Consider the following 26,491-nt stretch of genomic DNA (forward strand, 5'->3'; position numbering starts at 1 on the left):
ACCCTGCGTCTACCCCCGGGTGTGCAGTGCGCGGTACCCCGCGCAGACGGGCGCGATGGCAGCGCTCACGTAAACGGCGAGTGCCCCGCGGGTGACCCCGGCGCGGGCCCAGACCCCGGCGGCGGCTGCCGCGGCGGCGAGCACCGCCATCGCAAAGGCCCGGGCGGCGAGTTCGCGACCGTCGGCCGTGCCGGCAGCCGTGCCCGGGCCTGCCGCGCCGGTGCCGCCTCGCGCGCCGACGAAGCGCGTGACCAGGGCCACCTGGGCCATGAACCGGGACAGTGCGGATGCCTCCAGCTCGCCGGTCGTGCCCATCAGTTCGTCCTGGGTGAGCGCCCAGGGCACCTGGCCCGGCCCGAAGCGCGCAGAGACCTGCAGCAGCGCCCGCTCCACGGCGTCGACGGCCTCCACCGGCCCGGATGCGGCGGCGCACTCCTCGAGGGCGGCCGGGAACCCGGCCAGGCCGGCGTCGACGTCGACCCAGAGCAGGTCGCTCTTGGCCGTGAAGTAGTTGAAGAACGTGGCCCGGCCGACGCCTGCACGCCGGGTGATCTGCAGGATGGTGGTGCCGGCATACGTCTGCTCGAGGAAGAGCTCGGCGGACGCCTCCTCGAGCATCGCCCGCGAGGAGCCGCGGGGCCGGCCGGCCCGCTTCGGTTCGTGATCGGTCATCCCGCTCCCGTGTTCTACGATAGGTGAGGTCCATTTGATTTGTGGACTGAGTCCAACAATTGCACACTCGGCCCATCGGGCGCCGCGGAAAGAGACCTACCATGCACACTTCGGGGCAGACCCACCGCGCATCACGCACCCTGACCGGGCTGGTCGGCCTCGTCGCCACCGGCATCCTGCTCACCGGCTGCGCCACCGCCGAGTCCCCCGAAGCCACCGAGCCCGTCACCGGCGGGACCCTGACGTACGCCTCCGGCGACGCCGAGCCCACCTGTCTGGACCCGCATGTGGGCGGCAATTACCCGCAGGCTCTGGTCAGCACGCAGTACCTCGAGTCGCTCGTGTCCCGTGACGCCGAGGGCACCATCATCCCCTGGCTGGCGGAGTCCTGGACCGAGAGCGCCGACGGGCTGGCCTGGGACTTCACGCTCGCCGCCGACGTGAGCTTCACCGACGGGACGCCGCTCGATGCGGCCGCCGTGCAGGCGAACGTGGCGCACCTCCAGGACCCGGAAACGGGCTCGTCGACCGGCTACCTGGCCCTGGGGAAGGTCACCGGAACCGAGGCTGTCTCCGCCAGTGTCGTGCGCCTGGTGCTCAGCGAACCCGACAGCGCCCTGCTCGAATCTCTCTCGCAGCCGTGGCTGGCCATCCAATCGCCCACAGCCCTGGCCCGCAGCCAGGACGAGAACTGCGCCGCCCCGGTCGGCACGGGGCCGTTCCAGGTCGAGAAATGGGTGCAGCAGGACTCGATCACCCTGGTGCGGAACGACGACTACAACTCGCCGCCCGCGGATGCCGAGCACACCGGGCCGGCCTACCTCGACTCCATCGTCTGGCGCTTCATCCCCGACTCCGCGTCCCGCTATGCGGCCCTGCAGTCCGGCGACGTCGACGTGATCGACAACGCGCAGCCCGACACCATCGCGGCGGCGGAGAAGAGCGACACCATCGTGCACCTCGACGCCCCCCGCCCGGGAGCGTCGAACCGGATCGAGCTGAACTCCGGCCGTGCTCCGTTCAACGACCCGCTCGTGCGGGAGGCGTTCATCCGCTCGGCCAACGTCGACGACGCCGTGACCAGCCTGTTCCAGGGCACCGCCGACCGGTCCTACTCCGCCCTCTCCAGCGCCGAAACACTCGCCGTGTCCCGCCCGGACCTGTTCGAGTACGACCCCGAGGCTGCCGCGGACCTGCTGGACTCGGCCGGCTGGAGCGAGCGGGATGACGCCGGCTACCGGGTGAAGGACGGCGAGCGCCTCACGGTCGACTTCCCGGTGAGCACGAACCAGTCGATCCCGGCCGAGCAGTCCCTGTTCGAGCAGATCCAGGCCACCGCCAAGGAGACCGGCTTCGAGGTCGCGCTCAGCCCGATGGACCTCTCCAGCTGGTACACCGCGCTGGGTGAGAACGACTACGACGCCGTCAGCGCTCCGTACACGAAGGTCGGACCCGACGTTCTGCGCATCCTCTTCCACTCCGACGGCATCGTGCCCGCGCCCAGCGGCTACTTCGCGAACCACGCCCAGGTGAACGACCCGGCCCTCGACAGCCTGCTCACCCAGGCCGGCCAGGTGACGGATGCCGCTGAGCGCGCCGCCCTCTACACGGCAGCACAGAACCAGGTGCTCGAAGGCTTCCACATCCTGCCGCTCTTCGACCAGCAGAACCACTACCTGCTCGGCACCGACGTGGTGGGCGCGCGGGCACTGCCAACCGTCTCGACGCCGACGTTCTACGATGCGTGGCTGAAGTAGGCCGGGGCTCGCGGGTCGCGCGGGTCGTTCTGTCCCGCCTCGGCGGGGCGGCGTTCGTCCTCTGGATGGTGGCCACCCTCACCTTCTTCGCCGTGCGCCTGATCCCGGGCGACCCGGCCGAGGCGATCCTGGGCGGCCCGGGATCGCAGACCTCACCGGAGGCGCTGGCCGCGGTGCGCGCGGAGTACGGCCTCGACCAGCCGGTGTTCGTGCAGTACCTGGCGCAACTGGGGCGCCTGGTCACCGGGGACCTCGGCCGCTCCTACGCGCTGAACCAGGACGTCGCCCCGCTCCTGGCCGGCCAGCTCGGCGGCACCCTGCTGCTCGCGGTGCTCGCCCTCGGCCTGGCCTGGCTGCTCGCCCTCGGTCTGGCCACCTGGTCCACCCGTGGCGGGCGCGTCGCCTGGTACGTGGGGTCGGGCCTGGAGATCGTGGCGGCCGCGCTGCCGCACTTCTGGCTGGCGACGGCACTGATCGTGCTCTTCAGCGTCTGGCTGGGCTGGCTGCCGCCGATCAGCAGCGCCGGAGCCGCCGGGCTGGTGCTGCCGGTGCTCACCCTCGCCGTTCCCCTGGCCGGGTTCCTCGGCCAGATCATGCGGGAGTCCCTGCTCACCGCACTGGAATCCCCGTTCGTGCTCTCCGCCCGCGCCCGGGGCGAGAGCGAGCGCGGCGTGCGCTGGGTGCATGTGATCCGCCACGCGTCGCTGCCGGCGATCAGTCTCTCCGGCTGGGCGTTCGGGTCCCTGCTCAGCGGGGCCGTGGTGGTGGAGACCATCTTCGCCCGTCCGGGCCTCGGGCGCACGCTGCTGAACGCGGTGACCGTGCGCGACGTGCCGGTCGTGGTCGGCGCGGTGCTGATCGTGGCGGTCGGGTACATCCTGATGACCCTGCTCACCGACCTGGCCCAGCGCATCGTTGATCCCCGGTTGCGGGCGCGATGAGCGACCTCGAGATCCAGGCCGGGCTGGGCCGGTCGCCGCACGCCGGCACCGGCGGCTCGACCCGACCGGCGCGCCCGGCCCGCCGATTCGGCCTGGCTGAGGTGCTGGCCGGCCTGTTCGCCCTGTTCCTGGTCACGGCGGCGCTGTTCCCCGCACTCGTGGCCCCCGGCGACCCGCTCGGGATCGACCCGCTGTCGGCGTTCCAGACCCCCTCGCCCGCGCACTGGTTCGGCACCGACGAATCCGGCCGGGACATCTACACCCGGGTCAGCCACGGCACCGGCAGCTCTCTGCTGATCGGCACCCTCGCCACCCTGATCGGCCTCGGGCTGGGACTCGTTCTCGGCACCCTGGCCGGTATGCTCGGCCCGGTCGTCGACTTCACGGTGAACCGGTTCCTCGAGGTGCTGTTCGCGTTCCCCGGCCTGTTGCTGGCGCTGCTCTTCATCCTTATCTTCGGGCCGGGCGTTGCCACGGCGACCGTCGCCGTGGGTCTGGCGACCGCGCCCGGCTACGCCCGGATCATCCGTGGGCAGCTCCTGTCGGTGCGGTCCTCCGCCTTCGTCGAGGCGGCGACCGTGCTCGGGCGCAGCCCCGGACAGATCCTGGTGCGGCACATCCTGCCCAACACCCTCGCGCCTCTGTTCGTGCTGGGCACGCTCGGCATCGGCCAGGCGATCGTCTGGGCGTCGGCGCTGAGCTACCTGGGCCTCGGGGCCGCGCCGCCCGCCGCGGAGTGGGGCGCGATGCTCTCCGCCGGGCGCACCTACATCGGCTCGGCCTGGTGGATGAGCTTCTTCCCCGGGCTGTTCATCGTGCTCACGGCCGTGGCGGCGACGGCGCTCGGCCGCGGCATCGAGCGACGGATGCGGCACTCATGAGCGGGGCCGCGTCCCGGACCGCCGCCGTGCGGGTGCGGAACCTGGTCGTGGGTTTCGGTGCGCCGGGAACCGACCCGGTGCTGAACGGAGTCTCCTTCGAGGTGGCCCCCGGCGAATGCCTGGCCCTCGTGGGTGAGTCCGGCTCGGGCAAGAGTGTCACCGCGCGGAGCCTGCTCGGTCTGGCGGGCGAGAACGCCTGGGTGCGCGCCGACGAGCTGAGCCTCGCGGGCACCGACGTGCGGAACCTCACCGCGGCGCAGTGGCGGCACCGGCGCGGGAGCGACGTGGGCCTGGTTCTGCAGGACGCCCTTGTGTCCCTGGACCCGCTGCGCCCGGTGGGCCGGGAAATCGGCGACTCGCTGCGGCTGCACACCCGCCTGGGGGCCGCCGCGCGGCACGCCCGCGTCCTCGAGGTGTTGAACCGGGTCGGACTGCCGGACTCCGACAACGCGGTGCGGAAACGCTCGGGCGAGCTCTCGGGCGGTCAGCGCCAGCGCGCCTTGATCGCGGCGGCGATCGCCCTGGACCCGCCGCTCCTGATCGCCGACGAACCCACGACGGCACTCGACGTGACCGTGCAGGCGCAGATCCTGGACCTGCTGGCAAGCCTGAAACGTGCCGGCACCGGCATCCTCCTGATCAGCCACGATCTGGCCGTGGTCGGACGCATCGCCGACCGGATCGCCGTGGTCCACGACGGACGCATCGTGGAACAGGGACCGGCGAACGAGGTGCTGACCCGGCCGGGGCATCCGGTCACCCGGCAGATGCTCGCCGCGATCCCGGTGGACAAGCCGCGGGGGCTGCGCCTGAGCCCGCGCACCGCCGCCCCGGTCTCCCTCGCCCCGCCTGCGTCGGACCGTGCTGCTGCGCCTGGCCCCGTGCTCGAGACCACTGTGCTCGAGGCCACCGGGCTGGTCAAACGGTTCACCCGGCCGGACGGCACCCCGCACCTGGCCGTCGACGGCGTCTCGTTCCGGCTGGAGCGCGGAACGACCCTCGGCATCGTCGGTGAGTCCGGGTCCGGCAAGACCACCACGGCCCGCCTCGCGCTCGCGCTGACCCGGCCCGACGCCGGTGAGGTGCGGGTTCTCGGGCAGGCGTTCAGCGCCGCCACGGAGAAGGAACGCCGGCGGTTGCGGCCACATCTCGGGGCGGTGTACCAGGATGCGCTCAGCTCGTTCGACCCGCGGCTGAGCGTCGAGCAGGTACTCCGGGACGCGGTCGCCGGCGGAGCCCGCCGCACCGGGCGCGGCGGGGCATCCGTCGCCGACCGGGCTCGCGTGCTGAGTCTGCTCGATGCGGTGGGGCTCGCGCAGGGGCTGCTCGGCCGTCGTCCGCTGTCGCTGTCCGGCGGGCAGCGGCAGCGGGTGAGCATCGCCCGGGCGCTGGCCTCCGACCCGCAGATCCTGATCTGCGACGAGCCCGTGTCCTCGCTCGACGTGACCGTGCAGGCCCAGGTGCTCGACCTGCTCGACGAGCTGCAGCGCGACCGCGGCCTCAGCCTCCTCTTCATCTCGCATGACCTCGGGGTCATCCAGCACGTCAGCGACCAGGTCGCCGTGATGCTGGAGGGCCGCATCGTCGAGACCGGGGCCGCAGCCCAGGTCTTCGCCGCACCGCAGCATCCGTACACGCAGGCCCTGCTCGGCGCGGTCCCCCGGATCGGGTACTGACCGGGCCGGTCTACGCGACGTCCAGCGTCACCGGCGGCTCAGCCTCGCCGCTCCACGCCTCGATACCCTCCTTGATCGCGAACCCGGCGATCACGAGCGCGGCGATCGAGTCGGCCCACGCCCAGCCGAGAAGGGCATTGGCCGCGAGTCCGAGCAACATCGACCCGGACAGCCACGCACAGAGCAGCAGCTGCCGGGCGTCGGCGATCACGCTGGCGCTACCGAGCTCCGTGCCGGCGCGGCGCTCCACGCCGGCCACCCCAGGCATGATCACCAGGCTCAGGCAGGCGATGACGATTCCCAGCGGACTCGGCTCGGCCTCCACCAACCCGGCGAAGCTGAAACCCGCACTCAGGATCACGTACGCGGCGAGGGCGAAGAAGGCGATCGCGATGGCGCGGAGGGCGGGCTTCTGCCACCGGTCCGGATCCCGGCGGGAGAACTGCCAGGCGATGACCGCGGCGGAGAGCACCTCGATCACCGAGTCCAGGCCGAAGGCGATCAGGGCGGTCGAGGATGCCGCCGCACCCGCCGCGATCGACACCGCGGCCTCGATCACGTTGTAGCCGATCGTGAACCCGACGATCCAGCGCACCTTCCGGCGCAGCACCGTACGGCGCGCCTCGGTCACCGTTCTCGGTTCATCCATGGTGCCCCTTCCCGCTCCAATCCTGCCACCCGGTGCGGCACCGGGCGGCGCTCTCCGGCCTGGCGACGGGCGCAGTCGGGGGGAGACGAGGCATCCGGTAAGTTGGGTAAGGCCCAATACTCAGGCACTTCACCAACGACACGGTGCCGCACAGATCGAATCGGAGAAACATGACCGCCGCCAGCGTTCCGGAAAAACCGGCCCTCGAAGGCCTCGAAACCAAATGGGGCGGCTCCTGGGAAGAGGTCGGCACCTACCGCTTCGACCGTGACTCGGCGACGCGGGAGAGCATCTTCTCCATCGACACCCCGCCGCCGACCGCCTCGGGTTCGCTGCACATCGGCCACGTCTTCTCCTACACGCACACGGATGTCATCGCACGCTTCCAGCGGATGCGCGGCAAGAGCGTCTTCTACCCGATGGGCTGGGACGACAACGGCCTGCCCACGGAACGCCGCGTGCAGAACTACTACGGCGTGCGCTGCGACCCGTCGCTGCCCTACACCGAGGACTTCACCGCACCGTTCGAGGGCGGCGACGGCAAGAGCACCAAAGCTGCCGACCAGCTGCCGATCAGCCGTCGCAACTTCATCGAGTTGTGCGAACGCCTCACCATCGAAGACGAGAAGCAGTTCGAGGCCGTCTGGCGCATGCTGGGCCTGAGCGTCGACTGGACCCAGACCTACCGCACGATCGGCCACGACTCCCTGGTCTCCTCGCAGGCGGCATTCATCGGCAACATCGAGCGCGGCGAGGCCTACCAGGCCATGGCCCCCACCCTCTGGGACGTGACCTTCCGCACCGCGGTCGCGCAGGCCGAACTCGAGGACAAGGAAATGCCGGCGTCCTACCACCGGGTCGCCTTCACAAAGCCCGACGGCGGCTCGATCGAGATCGAAACCACCCGCCCGGAACTGTTGCCGGCCTGTGTGGCCCTCGTGGCGCATCCGGATGATGAGCGCTACAAGGCGCTGTTCGGCACGACCGTGCGCACCCCGCTGTTCGACGTGGAGGTGCCGGTCCTGGCCCACCACCTCGCGCAGAAGGACAAGGGCAGCGGAATCGCCATGATCTGCACGTTCGGCGATGTGACCGACGTGATCTGGTGGCGTGAACTCGACCTGCCGAACCGCGCCATCATGGGCTTCGACGGCCGCATCATCGCCGACATGCCCGACGCCATCGAAAGCGAGGCCGGAACGGCCGCCTACGCCCAGCTGGCCGGCAAGACCGTCTTCTCCGCCAAGGCGACCGTGGTCGACCTGCTCCGCACCAGTGGCGACCTGATCGGAGAGCCCCGCTCGATCGTGCACCCGGTCAAGTTCTTCGAGAAGGGCGACAAGCCCCTCGAGATCGTGTCGACCCGCCAGTGGTACATCCGCAACGGCGCACGCGACGAGAAGTTGCGCGCCCGCCTGATCACGCACGGCACCGACCTGCAGTGGCACCCCGAATTCATGCGGGTGCGCTACGAGAACTGGGTCAACGGGCTCACCGGCGACTGGCTCGTCTCCCGCCAGCGTTTCTTCGGCGTCCCACTGCCGATCTGGTACCCGCTGGACGCCGACGCGAACCCGCTCTTCGACCAGCCCATCGTCGCCACCCGCGACCTGCTCCCGGCCGACCCGTCCTCCGACACCGCCCCGGGTTACGCGCCCGAGCAGCGCGGCCAGGCGAACGGCTTCGTCGGCGAGGTGGATGTGATGGACACCTGGGCCACGTCGTCGCTCACCCCGCAGCTGGCCGGCGGCTGGGAGCGCGACCCCGAGCTCTTCGACCTCGTCTACCCCTACTCGCTGCGCCCGCAGGGGCAGGACATCATCCGCACCTGGCTGTTCTCCACCCTGCTGCGCGCCGAGCTGGAACACGGCGTCTCGCCGTGGCAGCATGCGGCCCTGTCCGGATTCATCGTGGACCCCGACCGCAAGAAGATGTCCAAGTCCAAGGGCAATGTGGTCACCCCGGCGGACATGCTTGAGCAGCACGGTTCGGATGCCGTGCGCTACTGGGCCGCGTCGTCGCGCCTCGGCACCGACGCCGCCTTCGACCCCAAGAACCCGACCCAGATCAAGATCGGCCGTCGCCTGGCGATCAAGATCCTGAACGCGTCGAAGTTCATCCTCGCGTTCGACGGCGCCGCCGACGCCCCCGTGACCGAGCCGCTCGACCAGAGCATGCTGGCTCGGCTGACCGTCGTCGTCGGCCAGGCCACAGCCGCGTTCGAAGGCTACGACCACGCGCGTGCGCTGGAACTCACCGAGAGCTTCTTCTGGACGTTCTGCGACGACTACCTCGAACTGGTCAAGGAACGTGCCTACGGCGAGGCCGGCTCCGGCCAGGCGTCGGCAGTGGCCGCCCTGCGCACCGCGCTGGCCTCCCTGCTGCGCCTGTTCGCCCCGTTCGTCCCGTTCGCGACCGAGGAAGCCTGGTCGTGGTCCAACGACACGTCGATCCACACGGCCCCGTGGCCCGTGCAGGCCGACCTCGGTGGCGGGCAGGGTGGCAACGTGGCACTGCTGGACCTGTCCAGCCGGGCGCTCACCGGCATCCGCCGCGCGAAAACGGATGCGAAGGCATCCCAGAAATCCGCCGTTGTTTCTGCTGTAATTAGCGGTACGGCTGCAGAGATTGCCCTGCTCAGGCAGGCTGCCGCCGATCTGAGGGCCGTTGGCCGCATCTCGGAGTTGGTTTTTATTGAAGGCAGCGAATTGGCTGTCACTGACATCGTGCTCGCCACGGTGCCAGAGAACTAGGAGAACCGAATGTCAATCACAGTACGCGCGCTCGGCGACAAGGACTTTTTCTCGTGGCTGGGACTGTTCGAGGGCTACAGCGAGTTCTACAAGAGCGAACTGACCGATCAGAAGGCGCTCCAGGTCTGGAGCTGGATCATCGACAAGAACGAGTCCCTCACCGGCGCGGTCGCAGTCAACGATGACGGCGACTTCATCGGCTTCGCGCACTACCGCGAGGTGCCGAACACCCTCACCGCCACCCGCGGCCTGTTCCTCGACGACTTGTTCGTGTCGCCGGACTCGCGCAGCACGGGTGTCGGCCGGGCTCTGATCGAGTTCGCCAAGGACTACGCCGCCACGCGCCACCTCACCACCGTGCAGTGGCTGACCGCGGCCGACAACGAGACCGCTCAGCGACTGTACGACGATGTGGCCAGCCGCACGGACTGGGTCACCTACGAGATCGAGCTCTAAATGAAGATGGGAAGCCGCTGGCCACTGGGCGGCCCGCCGCCGGCCGGACTACCGCACGTTGTGGAGATCGCCATCCACGCGGTCGAAGAGGAACTCACCGCGCTGGCGGAAGACTCCAGCGCCTGGCGCTGGACGCTGACCTGGCTCGAGGGCAACCCGGTGCTCGAGCTCGACGACGGCACGGTCATCCGCTACGACCCGTCCGAGGACAGCGCCACGATCACGCAGCCGTCGATCGTACTCGACGACGAAGACGACTGGATCTAGTCGTTACCTGGTGCCGGGTCCCGTGCCGGGTCCGGCACCGACGGCATTTCCGTGACCACGATAAGTGGGCCGGTGGCATTGGCAACCAGGGCGCGGCTGACTGAACCGAGCAGAAACCCGGCCACGGCTCCTCGCCCGCGCGATCCGATGACCAGCAGGGCCTTGTCCTGTGCCAGCCGCAGCAGAACCGGCGCGGCGGGGCCGGGAACGAAGCGCCGCCGAACGGTCAGCGCCGGGTGTGCGAACAGTGCCTCCTGCGCACAGTCGTTCACTATCGCGCGAGGCAGCGCCGCGTCATCCGTCCCCACCGGATCCGCAACGGGCCCGGCATACACGATATCGAGTGTCTCCTGCCGGCGGTGGGCCTCGGCCGCCGCCGTCAGGCAGGCCTGCCGGGACGCGGGAGATCCGTCGGCTCCGACGATCACCCCGGAACGTTGCAGAACCTCCCCCGGAATGTCCCCCGGCGTGGAGGCTTCGGCAGTCGGCACGACGGACACCGGGACCGGAGCCCGAGACGCCAACCGTGCCGCCCGGGACCACCGTTGCAGGGGCGAGCGACCTTCCCGACGTCCGAGCACCAGCATCGACCCGGGAACGCAGTGCGCCAGAATCATGTCGTCGGGGTTCCCCTCGAGCAGTAGCGAGGTGACCGGGAGGCTCGGCTCGGTCGCCCGGATCCAGTCGATTTCCGCTCGGAGCGCCTGCCTGGCCGCCACGGCCAACTCGTTCAGCGCCGCCGCGCCGAAACCGCGATAGGCCTCGTCGAGCACGGTGAGCAGCAGCAGCAGGCCGGGTGCCGACCGCTCACGTTCGATCGCCCACAGCAGCGCCGCCCGGGACGAGGCAGACCCGTTCCAGGCCACCGTCGTCGTCGTGCCCGCCGGCGCTGCCGTGCCGGTTGTCAGGTTCAGTGTCGGCTCCTGCTCGGTCACCTGGTCACTCTCCCCACGGTGCGTTCTCGGTTCGGTTCCGGGCATCGACGACTATGGTCGGGCAGCTCGGTTTACTGACCAGGGTCCGGCTGACCGACCCCAGCAATAGCCGCCGGGCGACACCGGGCCGGCGCGAACCGACCACGACCAGGGCCGCGTCGCGCGAATGCCCGATCAGGGCCGTCGCCGGGGACGCTGTCAGGTCGACATGGCCGTGCACCCGAAGATCGGGGTAGGCCGCTTGAACTTGCCTCCGCACCCGGTCGAGCACGGCGTCCGGCGCCACACCGAGGCCGGACATCGCGATCGCGGGGTGTTCGGTGCTGGCGTGCACCAGATGCAGTTCGTCCCGACGCCCCAGAGCCAGCTCCGCGGCGACGAGACCGAGGGCCACCGACTCGTCCGATCCGTCGACCCCGGCCACCACGCCCGAGCGGGTGCGGATGTCCCCGTCGGGTATCACGGCGACGGCGCCCCGAGTGAGTGCGGCCAGTTTCTCCACCAGCGTCGACCCGGGTCCGCTGTCGTCTCCATGGCCGTTCCTGCTGCCCACGACGAGCAGGGTGTCCCGGTCGGCGTAGTGGTCGAGCACCCGGGCCGGATCACCGCGCATGACCGAGGTCTGCACGATCAGGTCCGGATTCGTCGACCTCAGACGCGCAGCCCGTTCGGCCAGCGCCAAATTCGCCAGCGCAACCGCCCAGCGCGCCTCAGCCTCATCGAAGTATCGGGAGGAATCATCTACGGCCCGCACAATCCGCACGGTGTGCGTCTGCCCCGGCCCAGCTGCCCGAACATGCTCGCTTGCCCACTCAACGGCCCGGTCGGCGGCGGCACTGCCGTCCCAGCCGACCACGACTCTCTGCCAGGTTCTCATTCGCCCCCCGTCGCACGTTCCAGGGTGCGCTTTCACGATCCCCGATATCGACAGGTTACTCCCCCGCGTCCGGCCCGGCCCGGCGACCTCTGAGAGCTTTCGGCCTCCTCTGCGTCATCCCGACGGTCCAGGTGTGCGGCACGGGCTACTTCCGGGCGACGATCTCACCGTGCGGCACACCGAACCAGCCATCGGGGTCGCCGGCCCACTGCAGCCAGGCGGCCTGCATCATCCGCAAGTCGGCGAGGTCGGCCGCGCCGACCTCGATAGCATGCGCCGCGAAGTCGGACTCGATCACCCGCACTGCCCAGGACTGCCCCCACCACTCGCGTTCGACGTCCGAGGCGAAGCACCAGATCGACGCCGAGCATTCCACCTGGCCGAACCCGGCCTGGCGCGCCCACGCTTTCAGGGACCGCCCGGCGTCGGGGTCGCCTCCGTTCCAGTTCTGCACGTCCCGGAAGGCGTTCTCCCACAGCTGCAGGCCCGGCAGCTTCGGGTGGTACATCACTCCCCCGGAGTCCACGTCGCGGGCGGCGAGGATTCCGCCGGGCTTCAGCACCCGCCGGAATTCCCGCAGCGCGGCCACCGGGTTGGCGAGGTGCTGCAGTGTCTGGTGCGCATGCACGACGTCGAAGCTCTCGTCGGCGAAGTCGAGGGCGTAGGCGTCCCCCACCCGGAACGAGACGTTGCGCACCCCCTCATCGAAGGCGAGGCCGGCCGCGCGCCGCACGATCGGCTCCGAGGCGTCGATGCCCGTGACCTGCCCGGGGTTGAGCCGGCGGGCCAGGTCGACCGTGATCGTTCCCGGCCCGCATCCCACGTCGAGCAGGGTCTGCCCGGAATCCAGGTGCGGCACCAGGTAGGCCGCGGAATTCGCCACCGTGCGCCAGGTGTGCGAACGCAGCACGCTCTCGTGATGCCCGTGCGTGTACTGCTCCCGGGGAGCGGTCTCGGGGCGTGCCGGCTCGTCGATCATGACCCGATCCTAGGCGTGTGCAGGGATTCTTCCATGGCTGAAATGTGAATGGGACGGGGATGTGACAGGGTGAGGAAATGAACCCCTTCGCCAGCACCAGCACGCTTCCCTTCGAGCTGCCCCCGTTTGCGCTGATTGCTGAGGAGCACTATCGGCCGGCGTTCCTGGCCGGGATGACGGATCAGCTCGCCGAGATCGCGGCGATCTGCGCGGGCACGGATGCCCCCACCTTCGAGAACACGATGGTGCCCCTCGAGCGCAGCGGGCAGGTGCTCACCCGGGTGGCCGAGGTGTTCTTCAACCGGAGCTCGTCCGACTCCAGCGACTTCACCAACGCCCTCGAGGAGGAGCTCGCCCCGCTCCTGTCGGCGCACGCGGACGCCATCCGTCTGGACCCGGAACTGTTCGGCCGGGTCGCGACCCTGCACGAACAGCTTGACGGTCTGGCGCTGGAACCGGAGGCACGCTATCTGGTGGAACGGTATTTCACCGAGTTCACCCTGGCCGGTGCACGCCTCAGCAACGACGACAAGGCCCGGTTGCGCGACTACAACAAGCGGCTCTCCACGGCGACCACCAGGTTCGAGAAGAACCTGCTCGCCGACACCAACGATCTTGCGCTCGTGCTCGACGACGTGAGCGAGCTGGACGGCCTCACCCCCGGCCAGATCTCCGCCGCGGCCGAGGCGGCGACGGAACGCGGCCTGACCGGCCGGTACGTGATCACCCTGGTGCTGCCCACCTCGCACCCGTATCTGGCGCAGCTGACGAACCGGGGTGTGCGGGAGCGGCTGCTGGCCGCCTCGCGGTCCCGCGGCATCCGGGGCGGAGCATTCGACAACCGCTCCCTGGTGCTGGAGATCTCCGGGCTGCGGGCCGAACGCGCCCGGCTGCTCGGATTCGACAACCATGCCGCCGGCGTGACGGCCGACCAAACGGCCAGGACGCCGCAGGCGGTGGCCGACATGCTCGGACGCCTCGCGCCCGCCGCCGCCCGGAACGCGCGCGTCGAGCAGACCGACCTGCAGGCGCAGATCGACGCGGACGGCGGGGACTTCGAGCTCGCCGCCTGGGACTGGGCCTTCTACACCGAGAGAGTGCGCCGGGCCCGCTACGACGTGGACACCGCGGCGATGCGCCCCTACTTCGAGTTCGAACGGGTGCTGCAGGACGGCGTGTTCTACGCGGCCAACCGGCTCTACGGCGTGACCTTCACCGAGCGCACCGACCTCGTCGCCTGGCACCCGGGAGCGCGCGTGTTCGAGGTCGCCGAGGACGACGGCTCCCCCGTGGGCCTCTACATCATCGACGTCTACACCCGCGATTCCAAGCGCGGCGGCGCCTGGATGAACGCTCTCCGCTCCCAGTCCACACTGCTCGGCACCCCCACGATCGTCTGCAACAACCTGAACGTGCCCAAGCCGGCGGCGGGCGAGCCCACGCTGCTCAGCTTCGACGAGGTCGTCACGCTCTTCCACGAGTTCGGACACGCCCTGCACGGCCTGTTCGCCCGGGTGACCTACCCGAAGTTCGCCGGCACCAATGTGTACCGTGACTTCGTCGAATTCCCCAGTCAGGTCAATGAGATGTGGATGTTGTGGCCCGAGGTGCTTGCGAATTACGCCCGCCACCATGAGACCGGGGAGCCCATGCCCCAGGACCTCGTGGACCGCATCCAGGCCTCGTCCACCTTCAACGAGGGCTTCTCCACCAGCGAGTACCTCGCCGCGGCCCTGCTCGACCAGGCCTGGCACCGGATCGGCGCCGAGGACACGGTGACGGATGTCGCAGCGTTTGAGGCATCCGCCCTCGCCGCCGCCGGTCTCGACAACCCGGCCGTGCCCACGCGGTACGCCAGCACGTACTTCGCGCATACCTTCGCGGGAGGCTACGACGCCGGCTACTACTCGTACATCTGGAGCGAGGTGCTCGACGCCGACACCGGCGAATGGTTCGAGGAGAACGGCGGGCTCACCCGGGCCAACGGCGACCGGTTCCGGTCCCGGCTGCTCGGTGTGGGCGGCAGCACCGACCCGCTCGCCGCCTATCGCGACTTCCGCGGCCGCGACGCCGACATCCGCCCGCTCCTCGACCGCCGCGGCCTGAACTAGGACTCCGAGCCCTCGAACCGACAGGTTTCGGGGGTGTGAGCGAGGCTGGACCCCCCGAATGTGTCGTGTCGCGGGGGTTCAGCGGCGACGGGCAGGCACCCAGCCGAGCCAGAGCATGACGGCGCCGCCGACGAGCAACCCCCAGAAGGCAGAGCCGATGCCGAGCACCGACACGCCCGATGCCGTGACCAGGAACGTCGTAATCGCGACGAGGCGGCGCCGCTCGTCCTCGAGTGCGCCGGTGATGCTCGTGACGAGCGCCCCGAGGAGCGCCAGACCGGCCACGGCGGTAATCAGGATCGGCGGTGACGCCGCCACCAGCGCGGCCGCATAGCCGGCACCGAGGCCGAGCACCAGATAGGCCGCCCCCGATGACGCCGTGGCGATCCACCGTTTCGAGCGGTCGGGGTGCGCATCGGGACTGGCCATCAGGGCGGCCGTGATCGCCGCCAGATTGATGCCGTGCGCGCCGAACACCGATCCCGCCGCGGTCGCCAGGCCGGAACCGACCAGGATCGCACGGGGCGGCGGCTGATAGCCGAAGGTGGACAGCACCACGAAACCCGGCACGTTCTGCCCGGCCATCGTCACGATGAACAGCGGCAGCCCCAGGCTCACGATCACGATCGGGTCGAACACCGGGGCCACGAAAACGAGAGCCGGGGCCGATGAAGGCGCGGTCAGCCAGCCGGTTCCCGCGGTGAGGGCGATGCCGATCGCCGCCACGACCATGGCGGCCGGCACGGCCCAGGGACGCGCCAGCCTGAACACCACCAGCCAGACCACGACGACCGGTACCGCGAGCAGGGGCTGCTGGACGGATGCCGTCACCGGGGCCAGACAGATCGGGAACAGGATGCCCGCCAGCATCGCACTCGCGATCGGTTTGGGGATGCTCGTGATGGCACGGCCCAGCACCGGCCACAGCCCGGAGAGCACGATCAGGGCCCCGCAGACCAGGAACGCACCGACGGCGGCGTCGAAGTCGTTCGGCGTCTGCCCGGCGGCCACCAGCAGCGCCGCCCCGGGCGTCGACCAGGCGAACGAGATGGGCATCCTGAAGTACCACGGCAGGAGGATGCAGGTGACGCCGACCAGCAGGCAGAGGGCGAGCAGGCCGGATGCCGCCTGGGCGTCACTCGCTCCGACAGCCTGCAGCCCCGCGATAACCAGCACGAACGAGCTAGCGAAACCGGTGATAGCCGCCACAACGCCGGCGAAGACGGGTTGATACACGGCGGCCTCGGCTCAGGCCGACAGACCTAGGCGGACTTCTCCACCCGGCGGGCCTTGTGCAGCACGATGGTGGGCTCGGCGTTGTCGAGCACGGCCGCCCGGGTGACCACGACGCGCGCCACCTCGGCGCTGGACGGCACCTCGAACATGATCGGCCCGAGCACCTCCTCCATGATCGCGCGCAGGCCGCGCGCGCCCGTCTTGCGCAGCACCGCGAGGTCGGCGATGGCTTCCAGTGCCGGCTGCTCGAATTCGAGCTCGACGCCGTCGATCTCGAACATGCGCTGGTACTGCCGCACGAGGGCGTTCTTGGGCACGGTCAGGATCTGCATCAGAGCAGACTGGTCGAGCTGGGTGACGGTGGTGACCACCGGGAGGCGACCGATGAACTCGGGGATCAGCCCGAACTTGTGCAGGTCTTCGGGCAGAACCTCGCTGAACAGGTTGACGTCGTCGCCCTTGCTGTGCAGCGGAGCGCCGAAGCCGATGCCCTTCTTGCCGGCCCGGGTGGAGATGATGTCGTCGAGGCCCGCGAACGCGCCGGCCACGATGAACAGCACATTCGTGGTGTCGATCTGGATGAATTCCTGGTGCGGATGTTTGCGCCCACCCTGCGGCGGGACCGAGGCCACGGTGCCCTCGAGGATTTTCAGCAGCGCCTGCTGCACACCCTCGCCGGACACGTCACGGGTGATCGAAGGGTTCTCGGCCTTGCGCGCGATCTTGTCGATCTCGTCGATGTAGATGATGCCGGTCTCAGCGCGTTTGACGTCGTAGTCCGCGGCCTGGATGAGCTTGAGGAGGATGTTCTCCACGTCTTCACCGACGTAGCCGGCCTCGGTGAGGGCCGTTGCATCTGCCACGGCGAACGGAACGTTGAGGCGCTTCGCGAGCGTCTGGGCCAGGTAGGTCTTGCCGCAGCCGGTGGGGCCGATCAACAGGATGTTGGACTTGGCGATCTCCACGTCGTCGCGGATGGCGTCGGCGGCCGTGAGGGTGGCCCGGGAGCGCACACGCTTGTAATGGTTGTAGACGGCAACGGCGAGGGCACGCTTGGCGGCTTCCTGACCGATGACGTATTCCTCGAGGAAGCCGAAGATCTCTTTCGGCTTGGGCAGTTCGAACTCGCCGGGCCCGTCTTCAGCGGTGGCCTCGGCCAGGCGCTCTTCGATGATCTCGTTGCACAACTCGACGCACTCGTCGCAGATGTACACGCCGGGGCCCGCAATGAGCTGCTGCACCTGCTTCTGGCTCTTTCCACAGAACGAGCACTTCAACAGGTCGGCGCTTTCGCCTATTCGGGCCATCCGTCAGCCTCCTCCATCGATCAGCTGCATTGAGCCTAGCTTGTGCCCGTGTACCCAGGGTGCAGGCTGACCGCTTGCGTCGAATAACGTTCCGGCACCGTTCTACCCGATGCCGCCGACATGCAGAACGCGACGGATGCCCGGCTCAACCGAGCCTGGACATCCGTCGCGTTCATGGTGCGCTCGCTTATTTGACGAGCGTGGGCACGTTTTTGCGGCTGGTCAGGATCTGGTCGATCAGGCCGTACTCGAGGGCCTCGGCCGAGCCGAGGATCTTGTCACGGTCGATGTCCTTGTGAACCTGCTCCGCGGTGCGGTTGGAGTGGTGGGCGATGGTGAATTCGAGCCATTCACGCATCCGCTGAATCTCGGCGGCCTGGATCTCGATGTCGGACGCCTGACCGCCACCCTGTCCACCGGCCGACGGCTGGTGGATGAGGATTCGCGCGTTCGGCAGGGCGAGGCGCTTCCCCGGCGTTCCGCCGGCCAGCAGCACGGCGGCAGCGGACGCCGCCTGGCCGAGGCAGACCGTCTGAATGTGGGGACGGATGTACTGCATGGTGTCGTAGATCGCCGTCATCGCGGTGAAGGAACCACCGGGTGAGTTGATGTACATCACGATGTCACGGTCTGGGTCCTGGCTCTCGAGCACCAGGAGCTGGGCCATGACGTCATCGGCGGACGCGTCGTCGACCTGCACGCCGAGGAAGATGATGCGGTCCTCGAAAAGCTTCGCGTAGGGGTCCTGGCGCTTGTAGCCGTAGGCCGTGCGCTCTTCGAACGTGGGGAGGATGTACCGGGCTTCGGGTGACTGCGGAGCGCGGCCCCCGGCCTGGTGACCAAAGTTGGTGAATTCCATGTCTCTCGCCCGTCCTAGTTCTTGTTCACTGAGTCGTCGGTGCCGCCGCCGCCGACCACTTCCGACGCGGAGCCGCGCAGGTGGTCGACGAAACCGTAGGCCACGGCCTCGTCAGCGGTGAACCAGTTGTCACGGTCGTTGTCGATGAGGACCTGCTCGACCGACTTGCCGGTCTGCTCGGCAGTCAGTTCGGCCATCCGCTTTTTCATGTCCAGGATGACCTTGGCCTGGGTCTGGATGTCGGCGGCCGTGCCACCGAATCCGCCGGACGGCTGGTGCAACAGCACGCGCGCGTTGGGCGTGATGTACCGCTTGCCCTTGGTGCCGGAGGACAACAGGAACTGTCCCATCGACGCCGCGAGACCGATGCCGACGGTGACGATGTCGTTCGGAACGAACCTCATCGTGTCGTAAATGGCCATGCCTGCCGTGATGGAGCCGCCGGGCGAGTTGATGTACAGGAAGATGTCGCGCTCCGAGTCCTCTGCGGCCAGCAGCAGGATCTTGGCACAGATCTCGTTGGCGTTCTCATCCCGGACCTCTGAACCCAGCCAGATGATGCGGTCTTTCAGCAGTCGGTCAAAAACGCCGGGTGTGGGTGTCATATCGGCCATGTCGCGCTCCGTTTCACTTGTCGCTTCAGGAATGAATCTATAGGAGCCAACGCTCCGGAACGGCTCTGTTCGCCCTCGGCAGATAACCCGCGGCCCCGCGCCGCGCTGGCGCGCCACGTTCGAGGGGCGAAAACACGAAACGGGCCGGATGTCTGTGACATCCGGCCCGTCGTCCCGCGTGAGCGGTGCGGAGCTACTCCTTGGCGGCGGCAGCCTTCTTCTTCGCCGCGGCGGCCTTGGCCTTGGCGGCCTTCGCTGCCTTGGCCTTGGCGGCCTTGGCCTCAGCCTCAGCGGCTTCAGCGTCGGCGTCTTCAGCGGTCTCGTCGCCGTCGGCGTCCTCGTCGGACTCCTCGTCGGCAACCGCGACGAACTCGGACAGGTCAACGGCGTTGCCGTTGGAGTCGACGACCTCCGCCTTGCCCAGGGCGATGGCGAGGGCCTTGTTGCGGGCGACCTCGGCCACCATCGACGGGATCTGACCGTTGCCGCTGAGGGCCTGAACGAACTCGCTCGGGTCCATGCCGTACTGAGCAGCGCCCTGGATCAGGTACTGGGTGAGCTCGTCCTGGCTGACCTGGACCTTCTCGGCCTCGGCGATGGTGTCGAGCAGGATCTGCTGACGGAACGTCTTCTCGCTGGCCTCGGTGACCTCGGCACGGTGCTCGGCGTCTTCGAGGCGGTTCTCACCCTCGAGGTGACGGCGAACCTCATCCTCGATGATCGCAGCCGGGATCGGGACCTCGACCGAGGTCAGGAGCTGCTCGACGAGCAGCTCCCGAGCCTGCGTGCCCTGGCCGAAGACCTTGGAGCGCTCGACCTGGCCCTTGAGGCTCTCGGTCAGCTCGGCGATGGTGTCGAACTCGCTGGCGATCTGCGCGAAGTCGTCGTCGGCGGTGGGAAGCTCGCGCTCCTTGACGGCGCCGACGGTGACGGTGATCTCGGCCGTCTCACCCTCGTGGTCCCCACCCATGAGGTTGGAGTTGAAGGTGGTGGTCTCGCCGGCGCTGAGGGCGTCGAGCGCCTCGTCGATTCCGTCGATGAGGTCTCCGGAGCCGACCTCGTAGGAGATGCCGGTGGCGTTGTCGACCTCGACACCGCTGATGGCGGCGATCAGGTCGATCTGCACGAAGTCACCCGTGGTGGCCGGGCGGTCGACGGTGACGAGCGTGCCGAAGCGGCTGCGCAGGTTGTCGAGCTCCTCGGCGACCTCGGCGTCGGACACCTCGACGGCGTCGACGGTGAGCTTCAGGCCGGAGTAGGCCGGCAGGTCGATCTCGGGGCGCACGTCGACCTCGATGGCCAACTCAAGGTCTCCGGAGAAGTCCTTGTCGCTGGGCCAGGCGACGATGTCGGCCTCGGGGCGGCCCAGCGGGCGCAGCTTGTGCTCGGTCACGGCCGCGCGGTAGAAACCGTCGAGGCTCTCGTTGACCGCGTGCTCCAGCACGGCGGACTTGCCCACGCGCTGGTCGATGATGGCCGGCGGGACCTTGCCCTTGCGGAAGCCGGGAATGTTGATGTCCTCGGCGATGTGGCCGTAGGCGTGGGTGATGCTGGGCTTCAACTCCTCGGGGGCCACCGAGATGGTGACCTTCGCGCGAGTGGGGCTCAGCTTTTCTACCGTGGACTTCACGTGGCAATCTCCTGTGTTCGACCGATGTATGTGGGGGTGATGGTCGGGGCGACAGGATTCGAACCTGCGACCTCTCGGCCCCAAACCGAGCGCTCTACCAAGCTGAGCTACGCCCCGGACAAAATCTCGACCCGGTGGTGGGCATCCGCTTGGCGCGCAAAGTTCACGCTTTCGACGGAATGACCTCGTTAAGCCTACTGCACAGGCTGGATGCCGCGGGCCGGGTGGTGCAGCGCACGCCGCCCAACGTGTACTACGCTGTATGAGTGCGCAGGAGACTGCGTTCGGGGGATGTAGCTCAATGGTAGAGCCTCAGTTTTCCAAACTGATGGCGCGGGTTCGATTCCCGTCATCCCCTCCACACCACCGCCCTTCACGCTCAGTCGAGGCCGAGTCCGTCCAGGGTCGCCCGCAGCGTGGCCGCCGAGTGCTCGAACAGTTCCTGCTCCTTGTCGTTGAAGGGCACCTCGATCACGCGCGAGACGCCCTCGGCGTTGATCACGCTCGGCACGGAGAGTGCCACGTTGCTGATGCCGCGGTAGTCGGTGAGAACCGAGCTGACCGGCAGAACCGCGCCCTCGTCGCGCAGCACGGCCTCGACGATGCGGGCGCCGGAGAGCCCGATCGCGTAGTTCGTGGCGCCCTTACCGGCGATGACCTTGTAGGCCGCGGACTTCACGCTTTCGGTGATGGCCTCGAACTCCGCCTCGGAGAACGGCACCAGACCCTTGGGCGAGATGTCGTCCTGCACCCACTGGGCCAGGGAGATCGGGCCGATCCGAGCCTGCGACCAGAGCGGGAACTCCGAGTCGCCGTGTTCGCCGACGATCACGGCGTGCACGTTGGCGATCGCGACCCCCACCCGGTGCGCGAGCATCCAGCGCAGCCGGGACGAGTCGAGCACCGTGCCGGATCCGAAGACCCGTGCGGCCGGCAGCCCGCTGAACTGGCGGGCCGCGTAGGCCAGCACGTCGCAGGGGTTGGTGACGAGCATGTAGACGGCGTCGGGGGCCCGCTCAACCAGCTTGGGCATCAGCTCCCGCAGGATCCCGACGTTGACGCCCGCCATCTCGAGGCGGGACTGACCGGGGTGCTGCCGGGCGCCGGCCGTGATCACAACCATGTTCGCGCCGGCGATGGCGTCGAGGTCGCTGCCGCCGGCCACGCAGGAGGCGCCGGTGAACTGGGTGCCGTGGGCCAGGTCGAGAACCTCCGCCTCCACCTTGGGCCCGTTGATGTCGTACAGCACCACTTCGCGTGCGGACTGCCGGATCAGCGCAGCGTAGGCCAGGGACGACCCGACAGCCCCGGCTCCGATGATGGCCAGCTTGGAATTCTCGATCTCACTCATGAGTCGATTCTGCTCCTCACTGAGCCGGGCCCGGACATCCGGATGCTCAGCAAACGTTCAGTGTCGCAGGTAGGTGAGCACGGCCAGCACCCGGCGGTGGTCCGAACCCGAGTCGTCGAGCCCCAGCTTCTGGAAGATCGACGTGACGTTCTTCTCGACCGCGCCGACCCCGATCACGAGCAGGGCGGAGATGGCCGCGTTGGTGCGCCCCTCCGCCATCAGCCCGAGCACGTCACGCTCCCGCGGCGTGAGGGCCGCGAGCGGGTCGGTGCGCCGGGCCAACAGCTCACGCACGACCTGCGGGTCGAGCACGGTTCCACCGGCGCTGATCCGGTTGACGGCGTCGCGCAGTTCCTCGAGCGAAGCCACCCGGTCCTTGAGCAGGTAGCCCAGTCCCCCGTTGCCGGCGGCGAGCAGCTCGTGCGCATAGGTGCCCTCCACGTACTGGCTGAGCAGCAGGATGCCCACCGAGGGCAGTCTGCGGCGCAGTTCCAGCGCGGCCCGCACGCCCTCGTCCCGGAAGGTCGGCGGCATCCGCACGTCGAGCACGGCAATGTCGGGCCGCACGGCGTCGACCTCGGCGAGCAGGGCATCCGCATCGCCGTAGGAGGCGACGGTCTCGAACCCTGCCTCGTCGAACAGTCGGATCAGGCCCTCGCGGAGCAGCACCGAGTCTTCGGCCAGCACGATCCGCAGCGGCGGCGTGGTGGCCGGGGGCAGGGCTGGGGCGAGGGCGGTCATCCGTTCAGGATACGGTGACGACGCGCGCCGGCCCGGCCGCGGGCAGCGGGATATGGGCCCCGATCGCGGTCGGTCCGCCATCGGGGCTCCGCACCGAGAGCACGCCGCGGAGGCCGCGGAGGCGCTCGTCGAGCCCCTGCAGGCCGTGGGCGTCGATCAGCCGCGCCCCGCCGATGCCGTCGTCGATCACCCAGAGGTCGAGCCAGGTGGCGCCGGCGGCGCCGGTGCTCTCGTCCCCCGGCACGCCGCGCAGCGCCAGATGCAGACGGATGCTCGTGGCCCGGGAGTGCTTGGCGGCGTTCGTGAGCAGCTCCGCGGCCACGAAATATGCGCTGCGCTCGATCTCGCTGGGCAGCCGCAGCGCGGGATCGACCTGCAGTTCGAGCCGCACCGGGATGGTGCTGCGCGCCGCGAGGGACTCGAGACCGGCGAGGAGGCCGCGGTCCTGCAGGATGGGCGGCACCAGCCCGCGGGACAGCGCCCGCAACTCCTCCAGGGTGTCGTGCGCCTGTTCCCGGGCCTCGGCGATCAGCGTGCGGGCGGCCTCCGGGTCGGTGCCGAGCTTGCGTTCGGCGCTGGCGAGGTCCATCTGCAGCCTCACCAGGCGCTGCTGCGGGCCGTCATGGATGTCCCGTTCCAGGCGCCGCAGGGACTGGTCCTCCGCCGAGACGGCCGCCCCGCGCGACGCGCTGAGGTCGGCGACCTCGCGCTGCAACGCCTCGGACCGCCAGGCACCCAGGATTCCGCGGGCCGTGAACTGGTGCAGCAGGGTGAAAGCGTGCGTGATGAACGGCAGGGTGAGCACGAAGATCAGGCCGAGTGCGAGCTGGAAGATGCTCTCGCCCAGCAGCGGGTCGATCTGCACCGTGTTGCCCGGCAGCATCCAGTCGAGGATCACGTCGTGCAGCCAGACGCCGTCGGTGCCGGTCAGGAAGCGCCCCCAGAACCAGTAGCTGATACCGCCGAGCCCCACCGACAACCAGATCACCGTGAGAGTCCAGCTGACCAGGCCGAGCACGACGTTCACGACCATGCCGTGCAGCAGGTAGAGCCAGTAGTGCCCGTTGACGAGCGGGCCGAGCAGGGCGCGGAGGGTGGAGGCAGGCTCCCCCGGGGCGTCCCACCGCGGCGGGGTGATGGCAGGCTGGCCGGCCCAGCGCAGACGCGCGAGTTCGACCAGGCCGAAGCCGCGGGCGAGGTACAGGGCCGCCACGACCACGACGATCCCGACGATGACGGCGAGCAGCCCCACGCCCGTGAAGAAGACGGTGCTCAGCACGGCGAGCGCGATCACGGCCACCGGGAGGGTCAGCAGCAGGAAGAGCGCTTCCCGGGGGGCTCGGCGCCAGAGCGCGCCGTAGCCGGTGCTGCGTCGGGGGGTTTCGGTCGGCTGGGTCATGGTGTCCTCCGGTAAGTCTGTCGGATTCAGCCTGATCGCTGGTCGAATCCGGCGACATCCCGCTGGCAACCGGATGACGGCGGGGGGTAACCCCCGGCTCTTGGGTGGAGGGGGGGGTCTCGACAAGCTCGACCACCGGGGCTCGACTGCCGGGGCTCGACTGCCGGGTCTCGACAAGCTCGACCACCGGGTCTCGACTGCCGGGGCTCGACTGCCGGGCGGCGGTCAGAGGGCGGTGTGGGTGAAGCGGCCGGCGAGCAGGGTGGCGGCCACGGGCATCCGTCGCAGATCGGGCACGGAGGCGACGAACGGGTCGATCTCACAGACCGCGAGGTCGGCGACGTCACCCGCCAGGACGCGGTGCCTGCCGCGGGCGGATGCGGCCAGCGCGGCCTGCCGCGAAACGGACTGTTCGGCGTGCCAGGGTTCGCGGCCGTCGCGGGTGCGTCCCACAGCGGCGGCGATGCCCACCCACGGGTCCAGCGGGGCGACCGGGGCGTCGGACCCGAGCGCGAGTGTGACCCCGGCGTCCAGCAGGCTCTTCAGCACGAAGGCCCGGTCGGTGCGTCCCGCCCAGTAGCGGTCGGCGACGTCCCGGTCGTCGAGGGCGTGCTCGGGCTGAACGCTCGCCACCACGCCCAGCCGGGCGAAGCGGGCGACGTCCTCCGGTGCGAGAAGCTGGGCGTGCTCGATGCTTCCGGGGCAGCCGAGCTGCTCGAACGCGTCGAGCGCGAGCGCGTTGGCGCGGTCGCCGATGGCGTGCACGGCGGGGCGGAGGCCCGCGGCGACGGCCCGGGCGAGGTGCGTGAGCAGTTCCTCCGGCGGCACGTTCAGCTGCCCGTGCGACCCGGGCTGCCCCTCCAGGCCGGGGTACTCGTCGACGCAGTACGCGGTGCGGGTGTTCAGCGACCCGTCGGTGATCACCTTGTAGGGTCCCACCGTGAGCAGCCCGCCGGTTTCGGCGATGCCGGCCCCACTCCGCAACCCGAGGGCGATGGCACGCTCCAGATGCTGCGTGTAGACGCCGAACTCGACCCGCAACGCGTCGGTGCCGCCCTGGATGCGCCGCTGCCAGGTGGCGAGGTTCCAGTTCATCTCCAGGTCGACGATTCCCACCACCCCGCGGGATGCCGCGACTCGGGCGGCGCTGTCGGCCCAGGCGTCCATCACAGTGTCGGGCACCTCGGCGAGCGCCCGCACCACGGCGAAGCAGTCCTCTTCCCGGAGCAGTCCGGTGGGGTGCTCCGGGTGACCGTGCCGGGCGAGCGCGGCCGAATTCAGCCAGCAGGCGTGCAGGTCGCCGCTGATCAGCACGACCGGAACGGTGCCCGCGGCGGCGTCCAGCAGGGCCCGGCTCGGGGCATCCGGCCAGAGACCGTCGCGGAACCCGAACCCGACCAGGGTCTCCCCCGAGCCCACACCGGGCGCCCACCCGGCGACGAGGGCCGCCACGGCCGCGGCGCTGCTCGCGCCGGTCAGATCCAGCCGCTGCTTCGTCTGCGCCCACTGGCTGAAATGAACGTGGTTGTCCCAGAGGCCCGGGATCAGCCAGCGCTCGGCCAGGTCGACCGAACGGATGCCCGCCGCCGCCTGACCGAGGTACCCGAGCCGGCGCACCCGGCCGTCGACGATGAGCGTGTCGACGATCTCGTCGCTGCCCGGCAGCCGGCCGTTCCGCAACACCAGCGGCGGTGCCGCCGCGGGCGTCGGGATGAGTGGCGCTGCGGGCCTGTCCTCGCTCACCGGTCCACCTCGTTCGCCCGGCGCATTACGGCGGCGAGAGCCGGGCTCGCGTAGGGCCCGTCGCCGTCGAGTTCGCCCAGGATGCGCGCCACGGTCTCGGCCGGTTTGTTCTGGCTGAGCTTGCTCTTGGCGGTCAGGCGGCTCACCCTGAGGCGGAAGCCGACCGTGCCGGCCACGATGCGCGCGGCATAGGCGGCGTTGGCCGGGGTGCCGAACAGGCGGCGCGGCTCAGGCATCCGCTCTTCGAAATGGTCGACCAGTCGGTCCAGCACCCGCAGGTTCTCCTCGTCACTGAGCACCTCGGGCGTGCCGTACAGGTGCGCCGTGACGAAATTCCAGGTGGGCACGGCGGGCTTCTCGTCGTACCAGCCCGGCGAGATGTAGCCGTGGGGACCCTGGATGATCACCAGCACCTCATGTCGGCCGAGCTCGTGCAGCGCCTCGTCGGGACGCCCCACGTGACTGACCAGCACCACCTCGTCGGCCTCCTCGGACTGCTCGTCGAGCAGCACGGGATAGTGCGAGGCCACCAGGCCCGCATCCGTGTGACTGATCAGGGTGGCCCACGGGTTCTCCCGGATGAGACGGCGGATCTCGGCCGGGTCGTCGAGCGCGAAACTGGGGTTGTGTCTCATCGGTTTCCCGTTCTGGTCGTGG

The 26,491-nt window shown here is 69.5% G+C and carries 23 protein-coding genes and 2 tRNA genes; 9 read left to right on the forward strand and 16 right to left on the reverse strand.

The window, feature by feature from the left end; translation table 11 throughout:
* Window positions 1-9: 9 nt before the first annotated feature.
* Window positions 10-672 (reverse strand): TetR/AcrR family transcriptional regulator, encoded by a 663-nt coding sequence (locus tag AC0J5J_RS04220; RefSeq protein WP_474899650.1) that lies wholly within the window; start codon window positions 670-672, stop codon window positions 10-12.
* A gap of 101 nt (window positions 673-773) precedes the next feature.
* On the opposite strand from AC0J5J_RS04220, the gene AC0J5J_RS04225 reads away from it, so the two are divergent.
* Genes AC0J5J_RS04225 through AC0J5J_RS04240 form a run of 4 tightly spaced genes read left to right on the forward strand, consistent with a single transcriptional unit; the run spans window position 774 to window position 5,927 of the window.
* Window positions 774-2,429: an ABC transporter substrate-binding protein gene (locus AC0J5J_RS04225; protein WP_474899652.1), complete on the forward strand. Its 1,656-nt coding sequence runs from the start codon at window positions 774-776 to the stop codon at window positions 2,427-2,429.
* Window positions 2,417-3,370, forward strand: a complete 954-nt coding sequence (locus AC0J5J_RS04230; RefSeq protein WP_474899654.1) for an ABC transporter permease — start codon at window positions 2,417-2,419, stop codon at window positions 3,368-3,370. Before AC0J5J_RS04225 ends, AC0J5J_RS04230 begins: the two co-directional genes overlap by 13 nt.
* The gene (locus tag AC0J5J_RS04235) at window positions 3,367-4,251 is read left to right on the forward strand and encodes an ABC transporter permease (protein WP_134425279.1); all 885 of its coding nucleotides are present in this window, start codon (window positions 3,367-3,369) and stop codon (window positions 4,249-4,251) included. Before AC0J5J_RS04230 ends, AC0J5J_RS04235 begins: the two co-directional genes overlap by 4 nt.
* On the forward strand, window positions 4,248-5,927 hold the full coding sequence (locus AC0J5J_RS04240; RefSeq protein ID WP_474899656.1) for a dipeptide ABC transporter ATP-binding protein: 1,680 nt from the start codon (window positions 4,248-4,250) through the stop codon (window positions 5,925-5,927). The genes AC0J5J_RS04235 and AC0J5J_RS04240 overlap by 4 nt, the downstream gene beginning before the upstream one ends.
* A gap of 10 nt (window positions 5,928-5,937) precedes the next feature.
* Here the strand turns inward: AC0J5J_RS04240 and AC0J5J_RS04245 are convergent, their stop codons facing one another.
* Window positions 5,938-6,576, reverse strand: coding sequence for a cation efflux transmembrane domain-containing protein (locus AC0J5J_RS04245; protein WP_134425281.1), 639 nt, complete (start codon window positions 6,574-6,576; stop codon window positions 5,938-5,940).
* Between the two features lie 170 nt (window positions 6,577-6,746).
* On the opposite strand from AC0J5J_RS04245, the gene valS reads away from it, so the two are divergent.
* From valS to AC0J5J_RS04260, 3 genes are read left to right on the forward strand one after another with little or no spacing between them, the layout of a single operon-like run.
* Window positions 6,747-9,329 carry a valine--tRNA ligase gene (gene valS, locus AC0J5J_RS04250; protein ID WP_474899658.1) on the forward strand — a complete coding sequence of 861 codons (2,583 nt, stop codon included), beginning with the start codon at window positions 6,747-6,749 and terminating at the stop codon, window positions 9,327-9,329.
* Window positions 9,330-9,338: 9 nt separating this feature from the next.
* Window positions 9,339-9,785 carry a GNAT family N-acetyltransferase gene (locus tag AC0J5J_RS04255; RefSeq protein ID WP_134425283.1) on the forward strand — a complete coding sequence of 149 codons (447 nt, stop codon included), beginning with the start codon at window positions 9,339-9,341 and terminating at the stop codon, window positions 9,783-9,785.
* Window positions 9,786-10,052: a hypothetical protein gene (locus tag AC0J5J_RS04260; protein WP_134425284.1), complete on the forward strand. Its 267-nt coding sequence runs from the start codon at window positions 9,786-9,788 to the stop codon at window positions 10,050-10,052. It abuts the gene before it with no gap.
* On the opposite strand, the gene AC0J5J_RS04265 is transcribed toward AC0J5J_RS04260, so the two are convergent.
* The 3 genes from AC0J5J_RS04265 to AC0J5J_RS04275 form a co-directional block, all read right to left on the reverse strand.
* Entirely contained in the window at window positions 10,049-10,987 is a 939-nt protein-coding gene (locus AC0J5J_RS04265; RefSeq protein WP_474899660.1) for a universal stress protein, read from the reverse strand. The genes AC0J5J_RS04260 and AC0J5J_RS04265 overlap by 4 nt on opposite strands.
* A gap of 4 nt (window positions 10,988-10,991) precedes the next feature.
* Complete coding sequence (locus tag AC0J5J_RS04270) at window positions 10,992-11,864, reverse strand: universal stress protein (RefSeq protein ID WP_474899662.1); 873 nt, start codon at window positions 11,862-11,864, stop codon at window positions 10,992-10,994.
* A gap of 145 nt (window positions 11,865-12,009) precedes the next feature.
* Window positions 12,010-12,843: a methyltransferase domain-containing protein gene (locus tag AC0J5J_RS04275; RefSeq protein WP_474899664.1), complete on the reverse strand. Its 834-nt coding sequence runs from the start codon at window positions 12,841-12,843 to the stop codon at window positions 12,010-12,012.
* 77 nt (window positions 12,844-12,920) lie between these two features.
* Between AC0J5J_RS04275 and AC0J5J_RS04280 the strand changes: the two genes are divergently transcribed.
* The gene (locus tag AC0J5J_RS04280) at window positions 12,921-14,954 is read left to right on the forward strand and encodes a M3 family metallopeptidase (protein WP_474899666.1); all 2,034 of its coding nucleotides are present in this window, start codon (window positions 12,921-12,923) and stop codon (window positions 14,952-14,954) included.
* Between the two features lie 78 nt (window positions 14,955-15,032).
* Here AC0J5J_RS04280 and AC0J5J_RS04285 read toward each other — a convergent pair whose 3' ends face one another.
* The 6 genes from AC0J5J_RS04285 to AC0J5J_RS04310 all read right to left on the reverse strand — a co-directional run bounded on the left by AC0J5J_RS04285 (window position 15,033) and on the right by AC0J5J_RS04310 (window position 20,717).
* Window positions 15,033-16,190, reverse strand: coding sequence for a benzoate/H(+) symporter BenE family transporter (locus AC0J5J_RS04285; protein ID WP_474899668.1), 1,158 nt, complete (start codon window positions 16,188-16,190; stop codon window positions 15,033-15,035).
* A 26-nt stretch (window positions 16,191-16,216) separates the two neighbouring features.
* Window positions 16,217-17,497: an ATP-dependent Clp protease ATP-binding subunit ClpX gene (gene clpX / locus AC0J5J_RS04290; protein ID WP_134425290.1), complete on the reverse strand. Its 1,281-nt coding sequence runs from the start codon at window positions 17,495-17,497 to the stop codon at window positions 16,217-16,219.
* A gap of 187 nt (window positions 17,498-17,684) precedes the next feature.
* On the reverse strand, window positions 17,685-18,356 hold the full coding sequence (locus AC0J5J_RS04295) for an ATP-dependent Clp protease proteolytic subunit (protein ID WP_134425291.1): 672 nt from the start codon (window positions 18,354-18,356) through the stop codon (window positions 17,685-17,687).
* Window positions 18,357-18,370: 14 nt separating this feature from the next.
* The gene (locus AC0J5J_RS04300) at window positions 18,371-19,003 is read right to left on the reverse strand and encodes an ATP-dependent Clp protease proteolytic subunit (protein ID WP_277613102.1); all 633 of its coding nucleotides are present in this window, start codon (window positions 19,001-19,003) and stop codon (window positions 18,371-18,373) included.
* Window positions 19,004-19,163: 160 nt separating this feature from the next.
* Window positions 19,164-20,600 carry a trigger factor gene (gene tig, locus AC0J5J_RS04305; RefSeq protein ID WP_166785546.1) on the reverse strand — a complete coding sequence of 479 codons (1,437 nt, stop codon included), beginning with the start codon at window positions 20,598-20,600 and terminating at the stop codon, window positions 19,164-19,166.
* A 40-nt stretch (window positions 20,601-20,640) separates the two neighbouring features.
* Window positions 20,641-20,717, reverse strand: a tRNA-Pro gene (locus AC0J5J_RS04310).
* A 170-nt stretch (window positions 20,718-20,887) separates the two neighbouring features.
* On the opposite strand from AC0J5J_RS04310, the gene AC0J5J_RS04315 reads away from it, so the two are divergent.
* Window positions 20,888-20,961: transfer RNA gene (locus AC0J5J_RS04315), tRNA-Gly, on the forward strand.
* Between the two features lie 18 nt (window positions 20,962-20,979).
* Here the strand turns inward: AC0J5J_RS04315 and AC0J5J_RS04320 are convergent.
* The 5 genes from AC0J5J_RS04320 to AC0J5J_RS04340 all read right to left on the reverse strand — a co-directional run bounded on the left by AC0J5J_RS04320 (window position 20,980) and on the right by AC0J5J_RS04340 (window position 26,469).
* Window positions 20,980-21,951, reverse strand: a complete 972-nt coding sequence (locus tag AC0J5J_RS04320) for an L-lactate dehydrogenase (RefSeq protein WP_134425293.1) — start codon at window positions 21,949-21,951, stop codon at window positions 20,980-20,982.
* 57 nt (window positions 21,952-22,008) lie between these two features.
* Complete coding sequence (locus AC0J5J_RS04325; protein WP_474899670.1) at window positions 22,009-22,692, reverse strand: response regulator; 684 nt, start codon at window positions 22,690-22,692, stop codon at window positions 22,009-22,011.
* A 4-nt stretch (window positions 22,693-22,696) separates the two neighbouring features.
* Complete coding sequence (locus AC0J5J_RS04330) at window positions 22,697-24,091, reverse strand: sensor histidine kinase (RefSeq protein WP_134425295.1); 1,395 nt, start codon at window positions 24,089-24,091, stop codon at window positions 22,697-22,699.
* A gap of 225 nt (window positions 24,092-24,316) precedes the next feature.
* Window positions 24,317-25,834, reverse strand: a complete 1,518-nt coding sequence (locus AC0J5J_RS04335; protein ID WP_474899672.1) for an amidohydrolase — start codon at window positions 25,832-25,834, stop codon at window positions 24,317-24,319.
* A complete protein-coding gene (locus AC0J5J_RS04340) occupies window positions 25,831-26,469 on the reverse strand; it encodes an FMN-binding negative transcriptional regulator (RefSeq protein ID WP_474899674.1) in 639 nt (212 codons plus the stop codon). The genes AC0J5J_RS04335 and AC0J5J_RS04340 overlap by 4 nt, the downstream gene beginning before the upstream one ends.
* Between the last annotated feature and the right edge of the window lie 22 nt (window positions 26,470-26,491).

It is taken from the genome of Cryobacterium sp. TS_SC_7, from assembly GCF_056156285.1.

Coding starts and splice junctions, on each gene's coding strand:
- AC0J5J_RS04330 (WP_134425295.1), bottom strand. CDS start 24,091: ATGACCCAGCCGACCGAAACCCCCCGACGCAGCACCGGCTACGGCGCG.
- AC0J5J_RS04270 (WP_474899662.1), bottom strand. CDS start 11,864: ATGAGAACCTGGCAGAGAGTCGTGGTCGGCTGGGACGGCAGTGCCGCC.
- AC0J5J_RS04325 (WP_474899670.1), bottom strand. CDS start 22,692: ATGACCGCCCTCGCCCCAGCCCTGCCCCCGGCCACCACGCCGCCGCTG.
- AC0J5J_RS04220 (WP_474899650.1), bottom strand. CDS start 672: ATGACCGATCACGAACCGAAGCGGGCCGGCCGGCCCCGCGGCTCCTCG.
- AC0J5J_RS04260 (WP_134425284.1), top strand. CDS start 9,786: ATGAAGATGGGAAGCCGCTGGCCACTGGGCGGCCCGCCGCCGGCCGGA.
- AC0J5J_RS04340 (WP_474899674.1), bottom strand. CDS start 26,469: ATGAGACACAACCCCAGTTTCGCGCTCGACGACCCGGCCGAGATCCGC.
- AC0J5J_RS04320 (WP_134425293.1), bottom strand. CDS start 21,951: ATGAGTGAGATCGAGAATTCCAAGCTGGCCATCATCGGAGCCGGGGCT.
- AC0J5J_RS04225 (WP_474899652.1), top strand. CDS start 774: ATGCACACTTCGGGGCAGACCCACCGCGCATCACGCACCCTGACCGGG.
- AC0J5J_RS04275 (WP_474899664.1), bottom strand. CDS start 12,843: ATGATCGACGAGCCGGCACGCCCCGAGACCGCTCCCCGGGAGCAGTAC.
- AC0J5J_RS04280 (WP_474899666.1), top strand. CDS start 12,921: ATGAACCCCTTCGCCAGCACCAGCACGCTTCCCTTCGAGCTGCCCCCG.
- AC0J5J_RS04245 (WP_134425281.1), bottom strand. CDS start 6,576: ATGGATGAACCGAGAACGGTGACCGAGGCGCGCCGTACGGTGCTGCGC.
- AC0J5J_RS04240 (WP_474899656.1), top strand. CDS start 4,248: ATGAGCGGGGCCGCGTCCCGGACCGCCGCCGTGCGGGTGCGGAACCTG.
- AC0J5J_RS04295 (WP_134425291.1), bottom strand. CDS start 18,356: ATGGAATTCACCAACTTTGGTCACCAGGCCGGGGGCCGCGCTCCGCAG.
- valS (WP_474899658.1), top strand. CDS start 6,747: ATGACCGCCGCCAGCGTTCCGGAAAAACCGGCCCTCGAAGGCCTCGAA.
- AC0J5J_RS04255 (WP_134425283.1), top strand. CDS start 9,339: ATGTCAATCACAGTACGCGCGCTCGGCGACAAGGACTTTTTCTCGTGG.
- clpX (WP_134425290.1), bottom strand. CDS start 17,497: ATGGCCCGAATAGGCGAAAGCGCCGACCTGTTGAAGTGCTCGTTCTGT.
- AC0J5J_RS04235 (WP_134425279.1), top strand. CDS start 3,367: ATGAGCGACCTCGAGATCCAGGCCGGGCTGGGCCGGTCGCCGCACGCC.